Below are 23,597 nucleotides of genomic sequence, written 5' to 3' on the forward strand. Positions count from 1 at the left end.
TTCGACGAAATGTGGAACACCGCGCGGCTGTTCGCGTTGGGCACGGGCCGCCGTGAACATTTATGTCACCTCCGGTGAATTGAGATCGACATGAAACTCTTCGACTGCCCGCATTGCGGCCATCGCATCTATTTCGAGAACGCCCAGTGCCTGAACTGCGGAAACCCGGTGCTCTACGATCCCGAGCACGCGCGCTTTGCGCTGGCGGGCGCCGACGGCGTCTTCCAGTGCACCAACGCCGATAAATGCGCCTGCAACTGGACGGCGGAACCGGGTCACGCTTTTTGCCGCGCCTGCGTGCTGAACCAGTTGATCCCGGATCTCTCCGTCGACGGCAACCGCCGCCGCTGGATCCGTGTCGAAGCGGCGAAGAAGCGCGCCATCTACTCGCTGCTGGCCTTCGGGCTGCCGGTAGTCCCCAAGCAGACCCCTGCCGACGAGGTCGGCCTGGCCTTCGACTTCCTCGCCGACCCGATCGGCGGCGGCCCCGGCGGCGAGCGGATTCTCACCGGCCACGACAATGGCCTGGTCACGCTCAATGTCGCCGAGGCGGATTCGGCCGAGCGCGAGAAGCGGCGCGTCGAGATGGGCGAGAACTACCGCACCTTGCTCGGCCATTTCCGCCATGAGCTCGGGCACTATTACTGGGACCGTCTGATCCGCGACGATCCGCACAGGCTCGAAGCTTTCCGCGCACTGTTCGGCGACGACCGCGCCGATTACGAACAGGCGCTGAAGGCCTATTATGCCGATGGTGCGCCGCCCGACTGGCAGCAGGGCCACATCTCGGCCTATGCGACCTCGCATCCTTGGGAGGACTGGGCCGAGACCTGGGCTCACCACCTGCATATCACCGATACGCTGGAAATGGTGCACGCACTGAACTTTCCACTCGGCCGGCTGGAGACGGTGGAGGCCAACGACTTGCCGCGCGGCGACACCGGCGGCGAATTGCAGGCGGCACCCTCGGAGCCGGCGGCCGCGCCGGAGCCTTTCGAAAAGATCCTTGCTCGCTGGCTGGTGCTGTCGGAGGCCTCCAATTCGATCAACCGCTGCATGGGTCTGCCCGACCTCTACCCCTTTGTCATTTCGGACGTCACGGCGCGGAAATTGGAATTCGTTCACGAACTTCTGACCGATTTGCCGAAAGAACACGGAACAAATCGTGAGTTGGCGCAGGCGCTTTAGCGGGAACGCATGAGCTGCTGCCCCGTTTTCGCTGGCGAGGGACCATGAAAACGGAGAGAAACCATGAAATCCCTATTGTTTCCTGCGGTAGCCGGAATGCTGACCGTGGTGTCGGGCGCCGCGTTTGCCGATACCGCCGTCTCAGCCGTCACCGATCTTAACGTGCGCGCCGGGCCCGGCCCGCAATACCCTGTGATCGGCGTGCTCGCCGCCGGTCAGTCGGCAACGCTCAATGGCTGCATCGAAAACAGCAAATGGTGCACCATAGCCGAGGCCGGCGGCCAGGGCTGGGTCTATTCCGACTATGTGACGGCCGATATAGGCGGCAGCCGGGTGGTGCTGACGGAACGGCGCTCCAGCGTTGCTGTCGTCTCGCCGCCGGAGGACATCGGCAACTACTCGACCGATTATACCGGCGCGATCATCGCCAGCGATCCGGTCGTAGATGACTTCCCTTCGCCCCCGGCTGAAGTCCGCACCTATGTCGACACGCATCGCCTCGATCCCATCTATCTCGAAGGCGAAGTGGTGACCGGCGCGACCCTGCCCGACACCGTCGAGCTGCGCGAGATTCCGGACTACAATTACCGCTATGTCTATGTGAACGGCCAGCGGGCGCTGATCGATCCGCAGACCCGGCGCATCATGTACGTCGTTCGCTGACGACAATCGGCACAAGCGGCCGCTGCGACAGCAGCGGTCGCCAGCGGCGCTGCCGCGCGGCGCTCTCCTGCGCCGACTTTGCTCTGGCTTAGTCCTTTGCGGAAAACCATTCCGATTTTCCCGGCCATCGGTTAGTCGATAGGCGATGACTTTGGCAAAGGAGCCCGCGTGACCATCGATCCGGCCGCCTTCGAGCGTTACAGGCATTCGCCGAACGCCAGGACGACCTTGCCGCGCCTGTTGCTCGGAACGGGGATCGTGGTCCTTTTTTGGGCAGCAACCACCGTGGCCGTGCTGGTCGGCGGCACCTATGCTTTCATCGCCTGGCAGGCGACCCCATCATCCGGCATTCAGGGCTTCCTCGCTTCGCCCCTCGGCATCCTCACCGCGCTCGTCTCGTTTGCCGGCATCTGGATCGGCCTGTGGGTCGCGATGCGCTGGGTGCATGGCGAGAAGCTGTCGGCGCTGCTCGGCAACAGCCGACGAGTTTCATGGCCCGGCTTCCTCAAAGGGCTGATCGCGGTGCTGATCACGTCGTTCATATCTGAAATCCTGCTCTATCTGCTGCAGCCGCAGATCACGCGTGGCCCGATCAGCCTGTCATCCTGGCTGCTGTTTGCGATCCCGATCGCCGCGCTTACCTTGGTGCAGACCTCTTCGGAAGAGCTGCTGTTTCGCGGCTACCTGCTGCGCGGTCTCGCCAGCCGGTTCACGAGCCCGTTCGTCTGGGCCCTGCTGCCGGCCCTGCTGTTCACCTCGCTGCATTGGAGCGCGAGTTCGTCACCAGCCATCAATGCTTGCGTGCTGGCGTCGATCGCCGCTTTCGCGCTGCTGCTGACACTTGTCGTCTACGCAACCGGCAATCTCGGCGCCGCCTTGGGTGCTCATCTCGGCAACAACCTGACCGGGTTTCTCTTGATCTCGCATCAGGAAAGCTACAATTCCTTCGCCCTGTTCAATGCCAGGCCGCTCGAAGGACCGGGCTGGGCGACGTCGGATGCGGTTCTCATCGCCTTCATCGGCATCGCCTGCAGCCTGCTGACCATCGTGCTGCTTCTACATCCGCGTTCACCGCTCAAGGTCGCCGCCGAGCTTCCGGACCGGGCGAGCACGGCCTGATTGCAGGCCCGGGAACGACGCAATCCGGTCTTTGTCTTGACTCCGCGTCCGATTTCCTGTCTACACGCCCCGAATTCCGCGACGAGTATCCCTCCGAGCAAGCCGACCAGGACGCCGAAACCTCTTCGAGGTGAAGTGCTGTAAATCGATCCTGGAGGCCAACACCCGGCAGCGCTGAGCGCCCCCGGGTGCTTTTGGCTTTTTGCTTGCACGGGCTTTTGCTTGGACACTTGGCGCGAACGCATTACTTCTCGGTCACCGTCCGGGTGCCTGGGAAAAAGGAAGAAGAATGTTTGAATCGCTGCAGGAACGTCTTGGTTCGATCCTGAACGGCCTGACCGGCCGCGGAGCCCTGTCGGAGGCTGATGTCTCGGCGGCGCTGCGCGAGGTGCGCCGGGCGCTGCTCGAAGCAGACGTGGCGCTGGAAGTGGTGCGCTCCTTCACCGACAAGGTGCGTGAGAAGGCCGTCGGCGCTGCCGTGGTCAAGTCTATCAAGCCCGGCCAGATGGTCGTCAAGATCGTCCATGACGAACTGGTCGACATGCTCGGCGCCGAGGGCGTCGCCATCGATCTCAATGCCCCGGCCCCGGTCGTCATCATGATGGTCGGCCTGCAGGGTTCCGGCAAGACGACGACCTCGGCCAAGATCGCCAAGCGTCTCACCGAGCGTCAGAACAAGAAGGTCCTGATGGCCTCGCTCGACACGCGGCGTCCTGCCGCGCAAGAGCAGCTTCGCCAGCTCGGCGAACAGGTCAAGGTCGCCACGCTGCCGATCATCGACGGCCAGTCGCCGGTCGACATCGCCCGCCGCGCCGTGCAGGCGGCCAAGCTCGGCGGCCACGACATCGTCATCCTCGACACCGCCGGCCGCACCCATATCGACGAGCCGCTGATGGTCGAGATGGCCGACATCAAGAAGGTGTCGAGCCCGCACGAAATCCTGCTGGTCGCCGATTCGCTGACCGGCCAGGACGCCGTCAACCTGGCCAAGAGCTTCGACGAGCGCGTCGGCATCACCGGCCTCGTCCTGACCCGCATGGACGGCGACGGCCGCGGTGGTGCTGCACTCTCCATGCGCGCCGTCACCGGCAAGCCGATCAAGCTGATCGGCACTGGCGAAAAGATGGACGGGCTGGAGGAATTCCACCCCAAGCGCATCGCCGACCGCATCCTCGGCATGGGCGACATTGTCTCGCTCGTCGAAAAGGCCGCCGAGAACATCGACGCCGAGCAGGCGGCGGCGATGGCCAAGAAGATGCAGTCGGGCAAGTTCGACCTGAACGATCTCGCCGGCCAGCTTCAGCAGATGTCGAAGATGGGCGGCATGGGCGGCATCATGGGCATGATGCCCGGCATGGGCAAGATGAAGGACCAGATGGTCGCCGCCGGTCTCGACGACAAGATGTTCGGCCGCCAGCTCGCCATCATCTCGTCGATGACCAAGGCCGAGCGCGCCAATCCCGATTTGCTCAAGCATTCGCGCAAGAAGCGCATCGCCGCCGGTTCCGGCACCGACGCGGCCGAAATCAACAAGCTGCTCAAGATGCATCGCGGCATGGCCGACATGATGAAGGCGATGGGCGGCAAGGGCAAAGGCGGCGGCCTGATGCGCGGCATGATGGGCGGCCTCGCCTCCAAGATGGGCCTCGGCGGCATGATGCCGGGCGGCCCCGGGGGCATGGGTGGCGGCATGATGGGCGGCGGCATGCCGGACCTGTCGAAGATGGATCCCAAGCAGCTCGAAGCCTTGCAGAAGCAGGCGCAAGCAGCCGGCCTCGGCGGCGGCATGAAAGGCCTTCCCGGCGGCGGCCTACCCGGACTGCCCGGCGGCATGAAGCTCCCCGGCCTGCCCGGAATGGGCGGCGGCCTGCCCGGCCTTGGCAAGAAGAAGTGAGGACGCCATGAACGAAGAGAAGGACATGGCCGACGCCCGCGCTCTCCTGGCCGATTACCGCGCCTCGATCGACAACATCGACGCGGCCCTCATCCACATGCTGGCCGAGCGCTTCCGCTGCACCAAGGCGGTCGGTGTGCTGAAGGCGACGCATGGCCTGCCCCCGGCCGACCCGGCACGCGAGCAGCAGCAGATCGCCCGGCTTCGCCAGCTGGCGAAGGATGCCCATCTCGACCCGGATTTCGCGGAAAAATTCCTCAACTTCGTCGTCCGCGAAGTGATCCGCCACCACGAACAGATCGCCGCTTCCAACGGCGTGATGAAAGCCGGCTGAGAAACCAGCCACCAACCGATCAACCAAATCAGCCTTTTTAGGAGAAAATAAATGCCCTTGAAGATCCGACTGGCCCGTGCGGGCTCGAAGAAGCGTCCTTACTACCACGTCGTCATTGCCGACGCCCGTTCGCCGCGTGACGGCCGGTTCATCGAGTCGATCGGCTCGTGGAACCCGCTGCTGCCCAAGGACGGCGAACGCGTCAAGGTCGACGCCGACCGCGTCAAGCATTGGCTGGCGCATGGCGCCCAGCCGACCGACCGCGTGCTGCGTTTCCTCGACGAGGCCGGCCTCGTCAAGCGCGACGCCCGTTCCAACCCGAAGAAGGCCGAGCCGGGCAAGAAGGCGCAGGAACGTGCTTCGCTCTTGAAGAAGGCGCAGGAAGACGCTGCTGCCGCGGCTGCGGCCGCCGCAGCAGCACCGGCCGAGGCGGAAGCCGCCACCGCCGAATAAGTATTGCCCTATCGCATCCAGGAAAACGGCGGGCCAAGGCCCGCCGTTTTGCTGTTCGGTTCTGTCTGTAAGAGCTGCCGATCAATAACCGCTCGGGCAGCGGTCGATGTAGACGCGGCCCCGCCGATCGCGATAGCGGCATTCGCCGCTCTCGCTTGCCCGGCCGATCAGCGCACCGGCAACGGCGCCGACAGCACCACCGACGACGGCGCCTTCAACCGGATCGCCAGCGACCGCCGCACCGACGGCAGCGCCACCGAGACCGCCTACGGCCGCGCCTTTTTCCGTTTGCGAACAAGCGGCGAGCGGCACCAGCAGCGCCATCAAAAGCATCGTTTTCTTCATCGTCGTTCCTCTCCGATAGGATCCGCCTCCGCCGCCAGGCGAATCTCTAACTCGCAACTCGGCGATTCGATCCCTGAGACATTGCCCGGCAAAGGGTTCAGGCTTCGAGTTGAAAGCAATGCTTCGATCGGGATCTAACGGCTGAACGGGATCAGCGCGCGGACCCTGGCATCGCGCAGATACAGGCCACCCCACAGAATAATGCCGAGATAGACGCCGAACAGAATGTGCGAGAACAGCGGGTTGTCGACGCGGACATTGGTGGCGATGGCGCCGCCCATATAGGCGGTGAGCAGGATGGCGCCGAGCACCGCGGTGCGCGGCAAGGCGTAGAGCGCGGTCGAGATCAGGCCGATGACGCCAAGCATGCGCGCGACATTGGCATCGGCCGGCCAGCCGAGCGGCACCATCGTCTGGGTGACGACATCGAGCGGCGGCAGCTTGATGACGCCGTCGAAGATCATGAACAGCACGATGACGCCGCTGAGCACGCGGCCGGTCCACAAAGCGCCCGGCGAGACGGGCGCGGTTTCGGAAATGCTCATGGTGGTCCCTCCTGATGGTCGAGCCCTTTCGCAGGGGTCGACCCAAGGACGTGGCATGGGGCCGCGATCCGACAGCGGAGCGGATTCTTTTAAACCCGCGCGCCTTCGCCTACGAAAAATAGAACTTTTCCGCCGGGATCATCTTCGGCGGCGTTTCGCCCAGCGCCTCGAATACCGAGATCTCGCAGACGCGGCAGAGACCGTCGAGGGCGAGGTCGTTGGCCTCGGTGCCGAACGGATCCTCGAGCTCTTCCGAAAGCGCGTCGAGGCCGAAGAAGGTGTAGGCGATCAGCGCCGTGAACAGCGGCGTCGCCCAACCGGTGGTCGAGATCAGGCCGATCGGCAGCAGCAGGCAGACGATATAGGCCGTGCGATGCACCAGCAGCGTGTAGGCGAAAGGTAACGGCGTACCGGCGATCCGCTCGCAGCCGGCCTGGATGGCCGCGATCGACGCGAGCCTCTCATCGAGGATACGAAAGCCGATCGAGTCGACGTCGCCCGCCCGGCGCTGCGCATTGGCACGCCGGCCCATGCGCCTGACCATCTCATCCGCCGGATTGGAAAAGGCTGCTGCCTTGTCCGCCTCGGCGTCGATGAAGGCGCGGGCATCCTTCATGCTGTCGATCTTGCGCAACTGCCCGCGCAGGAAATGAGAGAAGGCGAGCGCTTCCATCAGCAAGGCGCGCTGTTCGGTCTGGTCCGGGATGAGGCTGGTGGTGGCGCGTGCCAGGTTGCGCATTTCGAAGACCAGCGCGCCCCACAGCTTGCGCGCCTCCCACCAACGGTCGTAGGCGGCGTTGTTGCGGAACGAGAGATAGATCGACAATGTCACGCCGACCAGGCCGAAAGGCGTGATGTTGAAGACGCTGAAATCAAGCTGGAACCGGCGCGCCACGGCCAGGATGATCGCGGAATAAAGCGCGAAGCCCAATATCTGCGGCAGGATGCGTGGCACGACCGAACCGCGCATGATGAAGAACAGCTGCAGGAATGTGGGGCGCGGGCGAACGATCATCGAAGGCCTTTCACGGACCGCCATCGGCCCTCACCTCCTTTATTGTGCGATGCGACAGCTCTGCAAGCCCAGCCGCCAGCGACACCGCAATGTCGTCCTTGCAGCGCCGGGACTATCGGCACGCGCCGGTCGCGGATATTGAAGAGCACGTGGGCTGCGGCCCATTTCTGCAAGCGAGAGAAACGAGTGACCGGCGAGACCGATCTGAAGACACTGCTGGCATCGATGACTCCGGAACTGCTGGCCGGCACCTATGTCTTCGCCACGCTGGCGCCTGGCGTCGCTCAACTGGAAGGCGTTGAGCCGGTCATGGTGTTTCGCGAGCGCGAGGGCGTGACACTGATCGTGACCGAGGAGGCGGCCAGCACTGCTGCACTGACCGCTTCGTTCCGCTGCCGGATGCTGACGCTGAACATCCATTCGTCGCTGGAAGCCGTCGGCTTCCTCGCCGCCATTACCACGCGCCTGACCGCCGCTGGCATGGGCGTGAACCCGGTTTCGGCCTTCTACCACGATCATCTGTTCGTGCCGGCCGACAGAGCGGAGGAAGCGCTGGAGCTGCTGGTTGGGTTGGCCGAGGAAAACAAGGTGTAGCGCATCGGCCAAGCTGCCGATCTCCCCCCGCGTGGGGGAGATGCCCGGGAGGGCAGAGGGGGGCGTGAAGGAACGCCAACTTCGCTCATTTACGACCAATAAAAACATCAGTGAGCGCAACTGAGATCGATTGAGGTCCGAGGGACAGCGCCCCCCTCTGTCCTGCCGGACATCTCCCCCACAAGGAGGGAGATTGGCTAACGGCCAAAGGCCGAGCCCGCGGCCGCGGGCCGCCGATCGTTCGGCGCCCCCCGCGGAGGGCCCGCCGCGGCAGCGGCGATACGGCCCGTGAGCGAAAACTAAACGGCCGTCAGGCCGCCTTCTTCTTCGGCTGGATCAGGCCGCGCTCGACCAGCAACTCGGCGATCTGCACCGCGTTGAGCGCCGCGCCCTTGCGCAGATTGTCGGAGACGATCCACATCGACAGGCCGTTGTCGATGGTCGAATCCTCGCGGATGCGCGAGATGAAGGTGGCGTCTTCGCCGGCCGATTCCAGCGGCGTGATGTAGCCGCCGTCCTCGCGCTTGTCCAAGACCTGGCAGCCAGGCGCTTCGCGCAGGATGTCGCGCGCCTCGTCGGCGGTGATCGGCTTTTCGAACTCGATGTTGACCGCTTCCGAATGGCCGATGAACACCGGCACGCGCACGCAGGTCGCCGTCAGCTTGATCTTGGGGTCGAGCATCTTCTTGGTCTCGGCGACCATCTTCCACTCTTCCTTGGTGGAGCCGTCATCAAGGAAGACGTCGATGTGCGGGATGACGTTGAAGGCGATGCGCTTGGTGAACTTCTTGACCTCGACGCCATCGGCGACGAAGACCGCGCGGGTCTGGGTAAAGAGTTCGTCCATACCTTCCTTGCCGGCGCCCGACACCGACTGGTAGGTGGCGACGACGACACGCTTGATGGTGGCGAAGTCATGCAGCGGCTTCAATGCCACCACCAGCTGCGCCGTCGAGCAATTCGGATTGGCGATGATGTTCTTGCGCGTGAACAGCGAGATCGCGTCCGGGTTCACTTCCGGCACGATCAACGGCACGTCCTGATCGTAGCGGAAGGCCGACGAATTATCGATGACGACGCAGCCCTGCTTGCCGATCTTCGGCGACCATTCCTTGGAGACGCTGCCGCCAGCCGACATGATGCAGATGTCGGTGTCGGAAAAATCATACTGGTCGAGCGTCTTCACCTTCAGCGTGCGGTCGCCGAACGACACTTCCGTGCCCTGGCTGCGCCGCGACGCCAGCGCCACGACTTCGCTTACCGGAAAGCCGCGCTCTTCCAGTATGTTGAGCATTTCCCGGCCCACATTGCCCGTGGCGCCGACGATCGCTACCTTGAAACTCATCGAAAAATCTCCTGTCCCTCTCCGCTTGGTTTTTGGAGAAACCCGCTGGCCGATGCGGGTTCCGTCCCCCGGGCCGAACCCGGGAGAGGGTGGTTAGGCCAAGGGAGTCACACCGTTTTGGTGGTGGTTTTGGTAGTTTTCTTGGCCAAGAATGGGGTTTTGCTGGAACGAGGAGACGCGCCGACGCGCCCGGCCCAATGATGTGCATTGAGGCTGGGGGCATCGAATGCAAGAAGAGCCATCAAAAGGCCGCGCATCGAAAAACGATCCCGTTCGGTGCCGGCTTTTACGCGGTTTGCGTCAAGAGTCAATTGCCGAGCGGCGCCTGGTTTTGCGCGCGCCCTGTACAATCGCGGCTGCGCGAAGTACGAACGGCCAAGATTGTTTGGCTGGCGCTAGGCCCGCCCCGGCATGTGCTCCGTGATGAGCGCGGACCCTAAAATTCCGAAAGAGTGAGATGTCCAACTTCGAAGCACTTGTTCCAGCGCTTGCCAGGGCGCTGGAGAAACGCGGCTATTCCGAGCTGACGCCCGTCCAGAAGGCGGTTGTGGCGCCGGAACTCGGCGCGGCCGATGCGCTGGTTTCGGCGCAGACCGGCTCCGGCAAAACGGTGGCCTTCGGCCTCGCTCTGGCGCCGACCCTGCTTGAGGGCGCGGAGCGCTTCGGCCACGCCGCCGCACCGCTGGCGCTGGCGGTGGCGCCGACGCGCGAACTCGCCTTGCAGGTGACGCGCGAGCTGGAATGGCTCTACGAGCTGACCGGCGCAACCGTGGCTTCCTGCGTCGGCGGCATGGACATGCGCTCGGAGCGGCGTGTGCTGGAGCGCGGCGCCCATATCGTCGTCGGCACGCCCGGCCGGCTGCGCGACCACATCACCCGGCGCTCGCTCGACATGTCGGCGTTGAAGGCGGTGGTGCTCGACGAGGCCGACGAGATGCTCGATCTCGGCTTTCGCGAAGACCTCGAATTCATCCTCGACGCCGCTCCTGCCGAACGCCGGACGCTGATGTTCTCGGCCACGGTGCCGCGCTCGATCGCCACGCTCGCCCAGGGCTATCAGCGCGATGCGGTGCGCATTTCGGCCGCCGGCGAGGAGAAGCAGCATCTCGACATCGAATATCGGGCGCTGAGCGTCGCCCAGCCCGACCGCGAGAACGCCATCATCAATGTGCTGCGCTATTACGAAGCCAAGAACGCGCTGGTGTTCTGCAACACGCGTGCCGCCGTCAATCATCTGACCGCGCGCTTCAACAACCGCAACTTCTCCGTCGTCGCCCTCTCCGGCGAGCTCAGCCAGAACGAGCGCAGCCATGCGCTGCAGGCAATGCGCGACGGCCGCGCAAAAGTCTGCATCGCCACCGATGTCGCGGCGCGCGGCATCGACCTGCCCAACCTCGAACTGGTCATCCACGCCGACCTGCCGACCAACCCGGAAACGCTGCTGCACCGCAGCGGCCGCACCGGCCGCGCCGGGCGCAAGGGCGTCAGCGCGCTGATCGTGCCCAACAGTGCCCGCAAGCGCACCGAGCGGCTGTTGCAGAACGCCGGCCTCAAGGCGACATGGGCGAGCCCGCCCTCGGCCGACGACGTGATGCGGCGCGACGACGAGCGCATCCTGGCCGATCCGGTTTTCGACGAGCCGGTGAAGGACGACGAACGCGGTTTCATCGACGCGCTGCTCGCAAGACATGGCGCCGAGCAAGTGGCTGCCGCCTTCGTGCGCCAGTGCCGCGCCAGCCGCTCGGCCCCCGAGGACCTCATGGAGATCGCGCCCTTCACGCCGTCGCGTGAAAGACCGGCAGGCGAAGGTTTCGCGCGCCGCGACGAGGCGCCCAGCCGTCGCGACGATTTCGGTGACAGCGTCTGGTTCTCGTTGTCGATCGGGCGCCGGCAGAATGCCGAGCCGCGCTGGCTCATCCCGATGCTGTGCCGCACCGGCAGCATCTCGAAGCGCGAGATCGGCGCCATCAAGATGCAGCCGGAAGAGACCTACGTGCAGATATCAGCCGACTGGGCCGACCGCTTCCTGGCCGCGATCGGTCCCGATCGCAAGCTGCAAGGCAACATCCTGGTGAAGCGGCTCGAGGGCACGCCCGATCTGTCGCGCGCCGGCTACCAGCCGCCAAGCCCCGACAAGAAACCGCATCGCGGCAAGGCGCCATTCGACCCCAACGCGCCGAAGCGCAAATTCGAAAAACGTGCACCGGCAGCAGTCGATCAGCGCCCGGCCACCGCGCATGAGGCAAAGCCATGGGCGAAGAAGCCGGGCAAGCCGAAATTCGACAACACCGGCGCGCCCAAGCACAAGAAAGCGAAGAAGCGGCCCACCTAGAGCATTTCACCGTTTCACGGAAACGGCGATCTGCTCTAACTCTTTGTTTTGACGCAATTCTAGACGGAAAACCGCGTCACACCTTTCCTAGAATTGCTCTAGGACTTCGGCCGGAGGGACGCGCTTGCCTGCAGGCCAGCCTTGATGGCAGCCCAGCTGGCCGATGCCGGCGTCGGGCGATGCTGCTTTGCGATGCGTTCCGTCAGCGATGAGCGCCAGTCCGGGTCTTCCGCCATCCTGCGGATCGCAGCGTACCAGCCGGCCTGGTCATTGGAATCGATCGCCGGCATCAGCCCGCCGCTCGCCTCGATCAGCGACGGCGCGGTCGAGACGATGACGGGAACGCCGAAATCGAGACATTCCGAGGCGCCATAGCCCCAGCCCTCGATATGCGAGGGAAAGACGCCGAAGGAAGCGCTGCGATAATATCGGATGAGTTCCTCATCGCTGATCGCTCCGGTGAACGTAACCCGCTCGAGCAGTCTCGGATGGGCCTTGAGATAGGCGCGCAGCGGATCGATCATCCAGCCCCAGCGCCCGGCGCAGACGAGCCTCGGCAGCTTGACGCCCTCGTCGAGCGCCTGCTGCCATATCCGTGCCAGCAGGATGTGGTTCTTGCGCACTTCGATGGTCGAACAATAGAGCACGAACGGCTCGTCGGCCTCGATGCGCGAAGTCTCGCCCATGCGCGAAGCCGTCTCGTACAGGATGGAAGGCATCGGAAACCGGTATACCACCGGCTGCGTGACGCCTGCCTGTTGCATATGATCGGTCAGCGTCGCACCAACTTCGTCGGATGCACAAAATGCCGGCGCGCCGGAACGCACGAGGTGCTCGAGATATGACCCGTAGCGAGCCTCGCCAGGGCTCATACCAACCATGTCGGGGCGCAGTGTCGGGATGAGGTCGTGGCAAAGAAACGCGAGGCCACCGGCGCGCCCGGAGACGGCGGCTCGGTCGTCCCCGGTCAGAATGTGATGGCTGATCAAGACAAAGCCGCGTTCAGTCTCGTCCGGTTGGCTTGGAGCCTGACGCGGGGCCGACCGGATCCGCGCCCGCTGGTACAGACGATAGGCCCGGATCAGCAGCCTCGTCGCCTGATAGGCAATCCCTTTGCGGCCATGGGTCATCGTCTTTGCGAGATGGCGGTCGGCGTCGCGCTTGCCCCATGGCTGCTGCCTCACCGCTTCGAGGGCCTGCGACATCGCCGTGCGTCTCCCAGGCCATCGTTTGAGGCGCCAGGGTGAAATCTCGCCCGTCGCGACATGGTCCTGCTCGAAAGGAGCGAGGGGGCGAAACCGGCCTTCCCACGGTCGGAACGCCACCACCTCCACGCAAGGGTCGGGATCGGCCAGGGCTGCGCTGACGAGAAAGCTTTCCACCCGTGGGATGCCGACAAGTCCCTGGCCGGACGGCCAGAACGTCAGGCCGGTGGCGTCGATGGCCAGCCTGGGAGGTCTTCTTTCCCCTCCATCTTCATTTACGGTTTTACTGTCAGGACTCTCGACTGTCATGTCTGCTTCTGTCGAAGGCGGTTGCACTCGATGCCTTATGCTTCATTTGCCGCGAAGAGGGTAGCCATGCTGGCCGTCTTGCCCATCGGCACGGCCCTGTGCCACCTTCGGCTAGGACGTGGCGAGCGGGGGTGGCAAATGCGCGGCGAAGTGCTTCACTATGACGAGGTCCAGGGCTTCGGCTTCATCACCGGCGCCGACGGCAGCCAATACACCTTCACCCGAGAAAACCTGCGCCGTGAAACTGCCATGCGGAAGGGCGCGTCCGTCGAGTTTCAGGCGGGCGGCGGCCAGGCTCACGACGTCTTTTCGATTGCCGCCCAGACCGCTACTTCGGCCACTGACGCCGGCACGAACCCCGCACCGACTCAAGCCGGCAGCAAGGCCGCGGCAACCCCGCCCCCGGCACAGCATTTCGGCCGCTCCTCCGAGCCGGCCGAACCCAGCGATCTCTGGGGCTATTTCTGGCGCGGCGTGACGCAGAACTACTTCAATTTCGCCGGCCGCGCCCGCCGCAAGGAATATTGGGGCTACTGCCTGTTCTGGACGGTTTGCCTGCTGATCATCGGCGGCATCGGCCTGTACACCGATATGGATATGGGCGGTTTCGACAGTGATATTTCGGGCGCGATAACGGTCGGGCTGTGCGGCACGTTCCTGCTGGCGACACTGCTCCCTAGCCTCGGCATGATCGTGCGCCGGCTCCACGACATCGGCCTGTCAGGCTGGCTCAGCCTGCTGATCCTGATCCCGACCATCGGCAGCCTGATCATCCTGGTCTTCGCGCTGATCCCGACGCAGGCCCGGGAAAACCAGTGGGGGCCGGTGCCGGCGGGTGTCAGGATTTAGCCGCCACGTGTATTGCAATCACAAACAACCCTGGGTAGTATTTGCGCAACGCGGGGGAGAAACATGCGTGGCACGATATTCCACTACGATCAGGATCAGGACTACGGCTACATCGACGGAATCGACAGCAAGCGTTATATCTTTGCCCGTGACGATGTGAGCCATGAAGTGACCCTCGCCAGGGGCACCCTTGTCGAGTTTCAACCGGATGACGGTACGGCGCACGATATAGTCGCCGTCACCCCGACAGCGCCATCGCCAAGCACGGGCCAGCCACGCCGTTCGGCCGAGAGCAGGCCCGCCTATTCCATGGGTCTGTGGGCTTACTTCTGGCGCGCGATAATTGCGGACTATAGCAATTTCAAAGGTCGCGCCCGCCGCAAGGAATTCTGGGCCTTCTGGCTATTCTACACCCTCGGGATATTGGCGCTTCTAGGCTTCGGAATACTCGTTGACCTAGCGTTCAATGGCTTCAAAACCAATGCGGACAGGACGACGATGAGGGCCATAGGGCTCATACCCTTCCTGGTTTTCTTTTCGGGATTGATCCTGCCGTCGATTGCCCTCGTCGTGCGGCGTGTGCATGACGCGGGTCTGAGCGGCTGGTTTGCACTGCTGGGCTTCATCACTCCCATTGGCAGCATTGCCTTGCTGGTCTTCGGACTTCTGCCGTCCCAGGTGGGCGAAAATCCTTGGGGACCAGTGCCGGCAGGCGTCAGGATCTAGCCGCTTTTCAACGCCTCACCCGAAAGTCTGAGAAAGACCTTCTGGCCGTGGCGTTCGGCGCCAAGCCGGTCGTAGAAGCGCAGCGCGCCTTCGTTCCAGTCCTCGGTGGTCAGGTCGATGCGGCCGATGCCTTCGCGCAGGCAATGATCGGCGAGAAAGCCGATCATTGCTCGGCCGACGCCGGCGTTGCGGGCTTTGTCGCGCACGAACAAATCCTTGAGGAACAGCAGCCGCTCAAGATCGATGCCGGGATGCGCGATCGCCACCGACGCCAGGCCGCTGACCTCGCCCTCGACGAAGGCGAGCGCGAAATGCGGATAGGCCGGGCTTTCCTCGCCAAGCCATTTTCGTGCGGCAGACACGGCCCGGCCGGCATCGAGAGGTGGCTGCCGGTAGTGAACCGCCATCTCGCACAATATGGCCGCGAGCGCCGTCGCGTCCTCGATCGTCGCCCAGCGGACGTCGACCGTCACGATATCAGCCCAGGAATTTGGCGATGATCGCGTCGCCCATCTGAACCGTACCGACCTCGGTCATGCCATCGGACATGATGTCTTTCGTCCGCAGGCCCGCGTCGAGCACGGCGGCGATCGCGCCTTCGACGCGGTCGGCTTCATCGACCATGCCGAAGGAATAGCGCAGGCACATGGCGAAGGAAGCGATCATGGCGATCGGGTTGGCGATGCCCTTGCCGGCAATGTCGGGCGCCGAGCCGTGCACCGGTTCGTAGAGTGCCTTGCGCTTCTTGGTTTTCACATCAGGCGCGCCGAGCGAGGCCGACGGCAGCATGCCGATCGAGCCGGTCAGCATGGCGGCGATGTCGGACAGCATGTCGCCGAACAGATTGTCGGTGACAATGACGTCGAACTGTTTTGGCCAGCGCACCAGCTGCATGCCGCCGGCATCGGCCAGCATGTGGTCGAGCTTGACGTCGGAATAGCGTGCCTTGTGGGTCTGGGTGACGACCTCGTTCCACAACACGCCCGACTTCATCACATTGCGCTTTTCCATCGAGGTGACGTGGTTCTTGCGCGTGCGTGCCAGTTCGAAAGCGACGCCCGAAATGCGCTCGATCTCGAACGTGTCGTAGACCTGCGTGTCGATGCCGCGCTTCTGGCCGTTGCCGAGATCGATGATCTGCTTGGGCTCGCCGAAATAGACGCCGCCGGTCAGCTCGCGCACGATCAATATGTCGAGGCCTTCGACCACCTCCTGCTTGAGCGAGGAGGACGCCGCCAGCGCCGGGTAGCAGATGGCCGGGCGCAGATTGGCAAACAGCTCCATGTCCTTGCGCAGCCGCAGCAGGCCGGCCTCAGGGCGCACCTCGTAGGGCACCGCATCCCATTTCGGACCGCCGACGGCGCCGAACAGCACCGCGTCGGCCGCCATCGCCTTTTCCATGTCGGCATCGGAGATCGCCGCGCCATGCGCGTCATAGGCGCAGCCGCCGACCAGCCCCTCATCGGTGGCAAAACCGCTGCCGAGCTTGTCGTTCATGACCGCGATCAGTTTCTTGACCTCGGCCATGGCCTCGGGACCGATGCCGTCACCGGGGAGCAGGAAAAGATGCTTCGTTGCCATGGAGAAACCGTCCTGGAAAGATTTGAACCGCGGCCTTGCTAAACGCCAAGCCGGTTGTGCGCAAGGAGTAACGCAGCGATCAAGAACAACCTCGTTCGTTTGCGATCCTTCGCGCCCCCCTCTGCCCCGCCAGCCTCCCGCAAATTGCAGCGCCTTGCCTTCACCGATGCGAGAGAATGTTGACCAGCCTGCCGAACGGATCGCGGACATAGAAGCGGCGCACGCCCCACGGTTCGTCGGCCGGTCCGTATTCGATGGCGAAGCCCGCCGTCTTCATGGCGCCGAGCGCCGCATCGACATCATCGACCTCGATCGAAAGATCCGGCACCGGCGTTTCGGAGCCGCCTTGCGCCATGAAACTGACCTGGACATCCATCTTTGCTTGCGAGCCGTAGGTGGCGATCCAGCCAAGGTCCATAAGCACATCGAGGCCGAGGACATCCTGATAGAAACGCTTGGCCGCAGTGGCATCCGATGTCTCGATATTGGCAACGATGCGCCGGACTTTCATCGTCGGTCGCCTTTCAAGCCGTGCGCCGCAGCGCCGTTACCTCGATCTCGATCTTCATTTCCGGTTTGTTGAGCTGGCAGACGATCATCGTCGCCGCCGGCCTGATATCGCCGAACGTCTCGCCCAGAATCGGGAAGACGATGTCCACGAAGGCCTGGTCGGTGATGTAGTAATGCGCCCGCACCACGTCGGCCATGTCGAAACCGCCATCCTGCAGCGCCTTGGCAATCGTCGCCAGGCAATTGCGCGTCTGCGCCTCCACCGGCTCCGGCATCGTCATCGTCGCATAGTCGTAACCGGTCGTTCCGGAGACGAAACACCAGTCGCCCTGCACCACGGCGCGCGAATAGCCGGCGGTCTTTTCGAAGGGGGAACCGGTGGAGATGAGTTTTCGCATGGGGTTCTCGTGAGTTGTGGTGGGCCATTTTGCAGGGAAAGGGCAGATCTGACCATGGGTCAACGCAGAGCGACTGGCGCTGCAAAGGCATTTTTATGTCGGCGGGACAGCACCCCCCTCTGGCCTGCCGGCCATCTCCCCCGCAAGGAGGGAGATCGGATGTCTCGAATGCTTTCGCCAGTTACAAACGGTGCAGAGATAGGCAGAGCGGCCAAGCTGCCGATCTCCCCCCTTGCGGGGGAGATGCCCGGCAGGGCAGAGGGGGGTGTGAAGGATCGCGGCGAAACAGTTTTTGGTTCACCGCCGAAATGCCTAGTTCGCAGACCCCAGCGCCTTGTCCAACGCCGCCTTCACATCGGCCGGCCATGTCGCCACATCAGGCCACGCCTGCGGCTTGCCATTGTCGCCGCGGCGCGCAAAATAGAGCCTTTGCTTGGCCGGGTCGACCGCCATGAAGCCGTCATTGCCGCCGCAATCATGCGGCACGCAGCCGCTGGCGTAGAAGGCGCCCGAAGCGGTCTTTTCCGTGCCGCCGCCGACCAGCAGGCTGGTCGCCATATCGGGCATGTCCTTGCCCAGCAGCTTTTCGGCTTCCTTGTAGACAGCCTCATTGTGGAAAGCGTCGATGATGTTCTGGTACTTTTCCGGATCGATGTCTTTCCAGTCCGTGCCGGGTTCCGGCATGTAGGTCAGATTGCCCGAAATCGTCAGCCCATCGGTCGGCGACCATTGCAAAGCCGGTTTCTCATCCCCCGGCAACAGATACGGCACGAAATAGATGGCATTGTCGGACACCGCCGAGGGCGGGGCGCCGCACTGGTCCTGCTCGACCATTGTGCTCTGGATCGTGCCACCTTCCGGTTTCCAGACGATCACCGTCGCCGGCCCGCATTGGTTGCCGCCGTCGCCGACATCGAACAGCGCCACCTTGACGCCGCCGACTTCCACGATCCTGTCAAAGAAGACGTCATAGTTGGTGGCCAGCTGCTGGCCGTCATAGGCAAGCACCTTCTCGCCATACTGTTCCTTCTGGGTGATGGTCAGCGTGCCGCCTTCGAAAGGGACGGGCGCCTGCTTGTCGTCATCGGCAGCGTCGGCGGCGTTCGTCCCCTGATCGGCGGACGGCTGGTCCGTCGCCGGGGCCGGCTGGTTGGCGGGTGCCTGTGTCTGCGCAAACGCGCTCACGGTTTGCCCCAGCAACAAGGCCAGCCCGCAAACGCCGGCAAGAAGCAAACGTGTCATGACTGTCCCTCCACTCAGTCGCAACGAACCCGGCGCAACGAAGGCCTGAAAAGCGGCCGGGCCTCCGCCTGGAGTGTGTACCGCTCAGGCCCAGGGGCGCTGTTCGGCGTTGCGCTTCTCGAACGAGGCGATGGCGCCGGCCTTCTCCATGGTCAGGCCGATGTCGTCGAGCCCGTTGAGCAGGCAGTGCCGCTTGAAATCGTCAAGGTCGAAGGTGACGACACCGCCGTCGGGACCACGGATTTCCTTGGATTCGAGGTCGACCGACACGGTGGCATTGGAGCCGCGCGAGGCGTCGTCCATCAGCTTCTCGAGATCCTCGGGGCTGACGGTGATCGGCAGGATGCCATTCTTGAAGCAGTTGTTGTAGAAAATGTCGGCGAACGAGGTCGAGATGACGCAGCGAATGCCGAAGTCGAGCAGCGCCCACGGTGCGTGCTCGCGGCTGGAACCGCAGCCGAAATTGTCGCCGGCAACCAGGATCTGCGCCTTGCGGTAGGCCGGCTTGTTGAGCACGAAATCCGGGTTTTCCGAGCCGTCATCCTTGTAGCGCATTTCGGCGAACAGGCCGGTGCCGAGCCCGGTGCGCTTGATCGTCTTGAGGTAATCCTTCGGGATGATCATGTCGGTGTCGACATTGACGATCGGCATCGGAGCGGCGACGCCGGTGAGCTTGGTGAACTTTTCCATGGCTTTTGCCCGTGTTTTCGTTGCGGGGGGATTGCTGAGGCACGGTTTACACAAAGCCGGCGGCAAATAAAAGGCAACTGTTCGTGCACGGTGGCACAAGCCAGCCCGATGGTGCAGTCTGGCGGACATGGCAGAAAACGCACACGTCCTCTATAACAGCGAAGCCGCGCTCGACATCGCCGAATTCCGTCGCGTGCTGGTCGAATCCGGCCTCGGCGAGACACGGCCGGTCGATGATGAAGCACGGCTGCGGGCGATGCTGTCGGGCGCCAACCTGGTACTGACCGCGCGCCTCGACGTCGAGGGCAAGCCGCTGATCGGCGTTATCAGGGCGATCACCGACTTCTCCTGGGTCTGCTACATCTCCGAACTCGCCGTTTCCCAATCCGCGCAGGGGCTCGGCATAGGCAAGGGCCTGATGGACGAGGCGCGCCGGCAGCTTGGATCGTCGGTCGCCATCAGCCTGATCTCCATGCCCGACGCCGTCGGCTTCTACGAACGTATCGGCATGAAGCGCATGGCCGACGCCTTCTGGTTCGACCGCAAGGGCTGACGTGCGGTCACCTGACTTGCAACGGCTAGCGGGACAGCACCCCCCTCTGTCCTGCCGGACATCTCCCCCGCAAGGGGGGAGATTGAGCGCTCAACCGCTTTCGCCAATTCCTGCGTTGCAGGAAAGAGCAAGGCGCTGAAGCTGCCGATCTCCCTTCTTGCGGGGGAGATGGCCGGCAGGCCAGAGGGGGGAACTCGACAGAACGGCGGTCTGCGCTGATCGCTCAAATCACATTCAATTCCCGGAACGCCCTTCCCTCCGCCACCCGCTCATACCCAAACGCCGAGCAGTCCACCGTGCGGTAGCCACCATGCACGATCAGTTCGGCCAGCGCCTTGCCGACCGCCGGCGCCTGCTGCAGGCCGTGGCCGGAGAATCCGTTGGCGAAGATGAAATTGCCGACTTCGGGATGCGGACCGATCACCGCGTTCTGGTCGAGCGTGTTGTAGTCGTAGTGGCCGGCCCAGGCGCGGGTCGGCTTGATTGCCTCGAAGGCGGGAATGCGGGTCGCCAGCACCGGCCAGATTACCTCTTCGAACAGCGGCCAGCTTACCTCGAAGTCACCGGGATCGGGTGCGCGGTCGCCTTCCTCCGGTTCGGCGCCGCCGGTGAGGTAGACCGAGCCTTCCGGACGAACATAGATGCCGGAGGGATCGACCAGCAGCGGCATGTCGGCATATTTCTCGCGCGCCTCGAAGACGAAGACATTGCGCTTGCGCGGCTCGACCGGGAGTTCAAGCCCGGCCATGGCAGCCACCTTGCCGGCGTTCGGGCCGGCGGCGTTGACGACGATGCCGGCCTTCAGCGTCTCGCCATTGCCGAGGCTCACTCCCGTGACGCGGTTGCCATCGCGCGCGATGCTGGTGACATCGGCGGCGATGAAATCGACTTTCTTCTGCCGCAGCGCCTTTCGGAACAGCGTCAGCATCGCATGCGCGTCGAACCAGCCTTCGCCGGTGCGGCCATAGGCGCCGGCTGAAATGCCCTCGGTCGACAGCCACGGGAACCGGCGCGTAAGCTGGTCGGCATCCTCGAGCACGATGTCGGCGCCCTCCGCGATCTGCGCCTCGTGATTGCTCTTGAGGATCGGCAAGCCGTCCTCGCCGGCAAGGATGAGGTAGCCGCCCTCGCGAAAGCCGATATCGGCATCATCCCCGAACTCTTCCTTCAGCCGCCGGAACAGTTTTAGCGTGAACTGCGACAGGCGGATGTTTTCCGGGATCGAGAATTGCTGGCGGATCGAAGCCATGGACAGCGTCGTTGCCGCATGCGCGAATTGCGGATCACGCTCGACCAGCGCGATCGTGCCGGAAAACCCTTGCTCACGCAGGTAATAGGCGACCGAGGAGCCGACGATGGCTCCACCGATGATGACGATGTCGTAGCGCATTTTTTCTCCGATCCGGCCGATGGTGTCCGTCACGCCACCGGCACAATGATCTCGAAGCGCGTGCCGCGTTCGCTGTCAACCAGCGCGATCATACCATCATGCGCTTTCAGGAGGGCCAGCACGATGCCGAGCCCCATGCCGGTGCCGCCCTGTTCGCGCCGCGTGGTGAAGAACGGCTCGAAAATGCGCGCCCGATTGCTCGGCGAAATGCCGGCGCCGTCGTCGCTGACCAGGATGCTCGCCTTGCCGTCGGCGCTCGTAGCGGAGACAGAAACCGCCGTCGCGCCGTGCCTGGCCGAATTGTCGATGAGATTGGCCAGCACGATAGCCGCGTTCTCGGCCGATATGCGCAATCTGATGTCGCCGCCGGCTCCGACGCAAACCGCCAGCCTGTTGTCGACGGGCAGCAGCGCCAGCGCCGCACCGATCGATGTGCTTTCGCCGCTCGGCGCCAGGTTTTCGGCACGCGCTAGGTCGAGCAGACGGCGAACCAGCAGATTGAGCCGCCCGGCGTCGGTGACGATATTGTCGGAAAAGCGCCGCCGCTCCGTATCGTCCATAGCGCCACCGGAATCGCGCAGCAGTTCGGCCGCGCCCTGGATCGCTGTCAGCGGCGATTTGAGCTCGTGCGAGACATGGGTGGCGAAAGTCTGGATGCTGTCCGACCGCGCCTGAAGCTTTTCGGCCATGTCGAGAAAGGCTGCGGACAGCTCCGCCATCTCTCGCGTGCCGTGATGGTCGAGCGGCCGGATCGCCGTGCGGTCGCCGGCGGCGATGCGCTCGGTGCGGTCGATCAGCGCATAGATCGGCCGGCTGACGGTGCGCAGGAAGATGAGACCGATGAGCAGCGTGCCGCCGAGAATGGCAATCGCCGCCAACGTCACCTTGCCGCGTTCGCCATAGAGATGTTTGATGATGTTGTTGGGCGTCCGCGACACATAGACGACGCCGGCGACCTTGCCGTCGACGGCGACCGGCAAAGCGACGAAGACCCGCACCTTGGTGCCGCGGCTGACCGAATAGAGCGGTGGCGTCGGCTGGTCGGGAATGCGCAGCCTGAGCGCGCTGGCATAGTGACCGGCAAGCGCTGTGCGCACCTCCTCGGCCGCACCGAGCGACTGGCCGACCTCGCCACGACCGGCGATGACGACGCCCCGGGGATCGAGCAGCCGGAAGCCGGCCAGCGTGGTTTTCTGCGTGGCGTCGAGAATACCGGACAGACGGGTACCGATCGCGGCAAAGGTGGGATCGACGATCGCAGGCATCGCCGCCGGCCGGGTCGGCAGCACATAATCCGAGGCAAGATCGAGTTGCGGCTCGATTGGCCTGTAGAGCGGGTCCGGATTGACGCTTCGGCTTGAATCCCCGCTTGGCCTCGGCATCGGCGCGCCGAGCTTGTCCGCCGCAATACCGGCGTCACGCACATCCTGCGCATAGATGGCGGCGATGGCCGCCCCTTGCGCGATCAGCTCCGCTTCGGTCTGGCGGATCAGCTGGTTCTCGTAGAGACGGAAGAAGAACAAGCCGACCAATGGCAGGGCCATCACCATGATCAGGATGGCGACGACGACCGTGGCAAGCCGTGGCCGCCATTTGCGGCCGATCCATTTGCCGGAAGTCGTCAGCCGCATCGGCCGAGCCGGAAGCCGACGCCATGCACCGTCTCGATAACATCCAGGCAACCCACTGCTGCCAGCTTGGCGCGGATGTTGCGGATATGGCTGTCGACGGTGCGGCCGGCGACATGGATGTTTGCGGCATAGGCGCTGGCCATCACTGCGTCGCGGTCGAGCACATGCGCGGGCCGCGTCAGAAACCCTTTTAAAATCGAGAATTCGATCCCCGTCAGGGCAAGCGCCTTGCCATCGAAGCTGGCAGCGTGACTGGCCGGCGCCAGAGCCAGTTTGCCATGCGAAAACTGCCTGTCGTCGACCGGTTCGGGCGCCGCCGGGCGGGCGCGCCGCAGGATGACGTTGACGCGGGCGACCAGCTCGCGCGGGCTGAATGGTTTCGTTACATAGTCGTCGCCGCCCATTTCGAGCCCGAGGATGCGGTCGATCTCCTCGTCGCGCGCGGACAGGAACAGCACCGGCACATCGGATGTGTGCCGCAGTCGCCGGCAGACCTCCAGCCCGTCCATCTCCGGCATGCCGATGTCGAGCACGACAAGATCCGGCGCCCGGCGGCCGATCGCTTGCAGGGCGGCGGCACCGTCGGCCACCCCTGTCGTTTTCATGCCGGCCTTTTCCAGCGCAAAGCAGATCACCTCGCGGATGTGCGGGTCATCGTCGGCGACGAGGATGTGATGCGGCATGGA

The 23,597-nt window shown here is 64.0% G+C and carries 26 protein-coding genes; 11 read left to right on the top strand and 15 right to left on the bottom strand.

Annotated elements, in window-relative coordinates; all coding sequences use genetic code 11:
• Positions 1-90: 90 nt before the first annotated feature.
• From NKH95_RS12845 to rpsP, 6 genes are all read left to right on the top strand, one after another.
• Positions 91-1,188: a zinc-binding metallopeptidase family protein gene (locus tag NKH95_RS12845; protein ID WP_352891686.1), complete on the top strand. Its 1,098-nt coding sequence runs from the start codon at positions 91-93 to the stop codon at positions 1,186-1,188.
• A 63-nt stretch (positions 1,189-1,251) separates the two neighbouring features.
• Positions 1,252-1,851: a DUF1236 domain-containing protein gene (locus NKH95_RS12850; RefSeq protein WP_352891688.1), complete on the top strand. Its 600-nt coding sequence runs from the start codon at positions 1,252-1,254 to the stop codon at positions 1,849-1,851.
• 168 nt (positions 1,852-2,019) lie between these two features.
• Positions 2,020-2,970 carry a CPBP family intramembrane glutamic endopeptidase gene (locus NKH95_RS12855; protein WP_352723078.1) on the top strand — a complete coding sequence of 317 codons (951 nt, stop codon included), beginning with the start codon at positions 2,020-2,022 and terminating at the stop codon, positions 2,968-2,970.
• Between the two features lie 289 nt (positions 2,971-3,259).
• Positions 3,260-4,864 (top strand): signal recognition particle protein, encoded by a 1,605-nt coding sequence (gene ffh, locus NKH95_RS12860; RefSeq protein WP_352891689.1) that lies wholly within the window; start codon positions 3,260-3,262, stop codon positions 4,862-4,864.
• A gap of 7 nt (positions 4,865-4,871) precedes the next feature.
• On the top strand, positions 4,872-5,198 hold the full coding sequence (locus tag NKH95_RS12865) for a chorismate mutase (protein WP_023811329.1): 327 nt from the start codon (positions 4,872-4,874) through the stop codon (positions 5,196-5,198).
• Between the two features lie 51 nt (positions 5,199-5,249).
• Positions 5,250-5,651 (top strand): 30S ribosomal protein S16, encoded by a 402-nt coding sequence (gene rpsP, locus NKH95_RS12870; protein WP_023811330.1) that lies wholly within the window; start codon positions 5,250-5,252, stop codon positions 5,649-5,651.
• An 81-nt stretch (positions 5,652-5,732) separates the two neighbouring features.
• On the opposite strand, the gene NKH95_RS12875 is transcribed toward rpsP, so the two are convergent.
• From NKH95_RS12875 to NKH95_RS12885, 3 genes are all read right to left on the bottom strand, one after another.
• A complete protein-coding gene (locus tag NKH95_RS12875) occupies positions 5,733-5,996 on the bottom strand; it encodes a YMGG-like glycine zipper-containing protein (RefSeq protein ID WP_023811331.1) in 264 nt (87 codons plus the stop codon).
• Positions 5,997-6,130: 134 nt separating this feature from the next.
• Positions 6,131-6,541 (bottom strand): DoxX family protein, encoded by a 411-nt coding sequence (locus NKH95_RS12880; RefSeq protein WP_352555599.1) that lies wholly within the window; start codon positions 6,539-6,541, stop codon positions 6,131-6,133.
• Positions 6,542-6,650: 109 nt separating this feature from the next.
• A complete protein-coding gene (locus NKH95_RS12885; RefSeq protein WP_352891692.1) occupies positions 6,651-7,580 on the bottom strand; it encodes a bestrophin family protein in 930 nt (309 codons plus the stop codon).
• 162 nt (positions 7,581-7,742) lie between these two features.
• On the opposite strand from NKH95_RS12885, the gene NKH95_RS12890 reads away from it, so the two are divergent.
• Entirely contained in the window at positions 7,743-8,150 is a 408-nt protein-coding gene (locus NKH95_RS12890) for an ACT domain-containing protein (RefSeq protein WP_352891693.1), read from the top strand.
• Between the two features lie 310 nt (positions 8,151-8,460).
• Here NKH95_RS12890 and NKH95_RS12895 read toward each other — a convergent pair whose 3' ends face one another.
• Positions 8,461-9,495: an aspartate-semialdehyde dehydrogenase gene (locus NKH95_RS12895; protein WP_023814446.1), complete on the bottom strand. Its 1,035-nt coding sequence runs from the start codon at positions 9,493-9,495 to the stop codon at positions 8,461-8,463.
• A 107-nt stretch (positions 9,496-9,602) separates the two neighbouring features.
• Entirely contained in the window at positions 9,603-9,806 is a 204-nt protein-coding gene (locus tag NKH95_RS12900) for a hypothetical protein (protein ID WP_352891695.1), read from the bottom strand.
• 146 nt (positions 9,807-9,952) lie between these two features.
• Between NKH95_RS12900 and NKH95_RS12905 the strand changes: the two genes are divergently transcribed.
• Positions 9,953-11,827 (top strand): DEAD/DEAH box helicase, encoded by a 1,875-nt coding sequence (locus NKH95_RS12905; protein ID WP_352891697.1) that lies wholly within the window; start codon positions 9,953-9,955, stop codon positions 11,825-11,827.
• 98 nt (positions 11,828-11,925) lie between these two features.
• On the opposite strand, the gene NKH95_RS12910 is transcribed toward NKH95_RS12905, so the two are convergent.
• Positions 11,926-13,032, bottom strand: a complete 1,107-nt coding sequence (locus NKH95_RS12910; protein WP_023814444.1) for a glycosyltransferase — start codon at positions 13,030-13,032, stop codon at positions 11,926-11,928.
• A 447-nt stretch (positions 13,033-13,479) separates the two neighbouring features.
• Here NKH95_RS12910 and NKH95_RS12915 point away from each other — a divergent pair, with 447 nt between their 5' ends.
• Together NKH95_RS12915 and NKH95_RS12920 are read left to right on the top strand one after the other, a co-directional pair.
• Positions 13,480-14,190, top strand: coding sequence for a DUF805 domain-containing protein (locus NKH95_RS12915; RefSeq protein WP_023814443.1), 711 nt, complete (start codon positions 13,480-13,482; stop codon positions 14,188-14,190).
• Between the two features lie 63 nt (positions 14,191-14,253).
• Positions 14,254-14,916 (top strand): DUF805 domain-containing protein, encoded by a 663-nt coding sequence (locus NKH95_RS12920; RefSeq protein WP_023814442.1) that lies wholly within the window; start codon positions 14,254-14,256, stop codon positions 14,914-14,916.
• Here NKH95_RS12920 and NKH95_RS12925 read toward each other — a convergent pair.
• From NKH95_RS12925 to leuD, 6 genes are all read right to left on the bottom strand, one after another.
• Positions 14,913-15,389, bottom strand: a complete 477-nt coding sequence (locus tag NKH95_RS12925) for a GNAT family N-acetyltransferase (protein ID WP_352759343.1) — start codon at positions 15,387-15,389, stop codon at positions 14,913-14,915. The two genes, NKH95_RS12920 and NKH95_RS12925, sit on opposite strands and share 4 nt — an antisense overlap.
• 4 nt (positions 15,390-15,393) lie before the next feature.
• Entirely contained in the window at positions 15,394-16,497 is a 1,104-nt protein-coding gene (gene leuB, locus NKH95_RS12930; protein ID WP_352677481.1) for a 3-isopropylmalate dehydrogenase, read from the bottom strand.
• Between the two features lie 160 nt (positions 16,498-16,657).
• Positions 16,658-17,008 (bottom strand): VOC family protein, encoded by a 351-nt coding sequence (locus NKH95_RS12935; protein WP_352555955.1) that lies wholly within the window; start codon positions 17,006-17,008, stop codon positions 16,658-16,660.
• A gap of 13 nt (positions 17,009-17,021) precedes the next feature.
• A complete protein-coding gene (locus tag NKH95_RS12940) occupies positions 17,022-17,405 on the bottom strand; it encodes a RidA family protein (protein ID WP_352723110.1) in 384 nt (127 codons plus the stop codon).
• A gap of 312 nt (positions 17,406-17,717) precedes the next feature.
• Complete coding sequence (locus NKH95_RS12945; protein WP_352612521.1) at positions 17,718-18,647, bottom strand: Ivy family c-type lysozyme inhibitor; 930 nt, start codon at positions 18,645-18,647, stop codon at positions 17,718-17,720.
• Between the two features lie 84 nt (positions 18,648-18,731).
• The gene (gene leuD / locus NKH95_RS12950; protein ID WP_127329306.1) at positions 18,732-19,337 is read right to left on the bottom strand and encodes a 3-isopropylmalate dehydratase small subunit; all 606 of its coding nucleotides are present in this window, start codon (positions 19,335-19,337) and stop codon (positions 18,732-18,734) included.
• A gap of 127 nt (positions 19,338-19,464) precedes the next feature.
• Here leuD and NKH95_RS12955 point away from each other — a divergent pair, with 127 nt between their 5' ends.
• Positions 19,465-19,890, top strand: a complete 426-nt coding sequence (locus NKH95_RS12955; RefSeq protein ID WP_352868508.1) for a GNAT family N-acetyltransferase — start codon at positions 19,465-19,467, stop codon at positions 19,888-19,890.
• 223 nt (positions 19,891-20,113) lie between these two features.
• Here NKH95_RS12955 and NKH95_RS12960 read toward each other — a convergent pair whose 3' ends face one another.
• Genes NKH95_RS12960 through NKH95_RS12970 form a run of 3 tightly spaced genes read right to left on the bottom strand, consistent with a single transcriptional unit; the run spans position 20,114 to position 23,594 of the window.
• Positions 20,114-21,280, bottom strand: coding sequence for an NAD(P)/FAD-dependent oxidoreductase (locus NKH95_RS12960; RefSeq protein WP_352612523.1), 1,167 nt, complete (start codon positions 21,278-21,280; stop codon positions 20,114-20,116).
• 29 nt (positions 21,281-21,309) lie between these two features.
• Positions 21,310-22,911 (bottom strand): ATP-binding protein, encoded by a 1,602-nt coding sequence (locus NKH95_RS12965; RefSeq protein ID WP_352632263.1) that lies wholly within the window; start codon positions 22,909-22,911, stop codon positions 21,310-21,312.
• Positions 22,902-23,594: a response regulator transcription factor gene (locus NKH95_RS12970; protein WP_128304302.1), complete on the bottom strand. Its 693-nt coding sequence runs from the start codon at positions 23,592-23,594 to the stop codon at positions 22,902-22,904. The genes NKH95_RS12965 and NKH95_RS12970 overlap by 10 nt, the downstream gene beginning before the upstream one ends.
• Positions 23,595-23,597 lie beyond the last annotated feature (3 nt).

This window comes from Mesorhizobium sp. M0848 (genome assembly GCF_040319805.1).
In the GTDB taxonomy this organism is placed as follows: domain Bacteria; phylum Pseudomonadota; class Alphaproteobacteria; order Rhizobiales; family Rhizobiaceae; genus Mesorhizobium.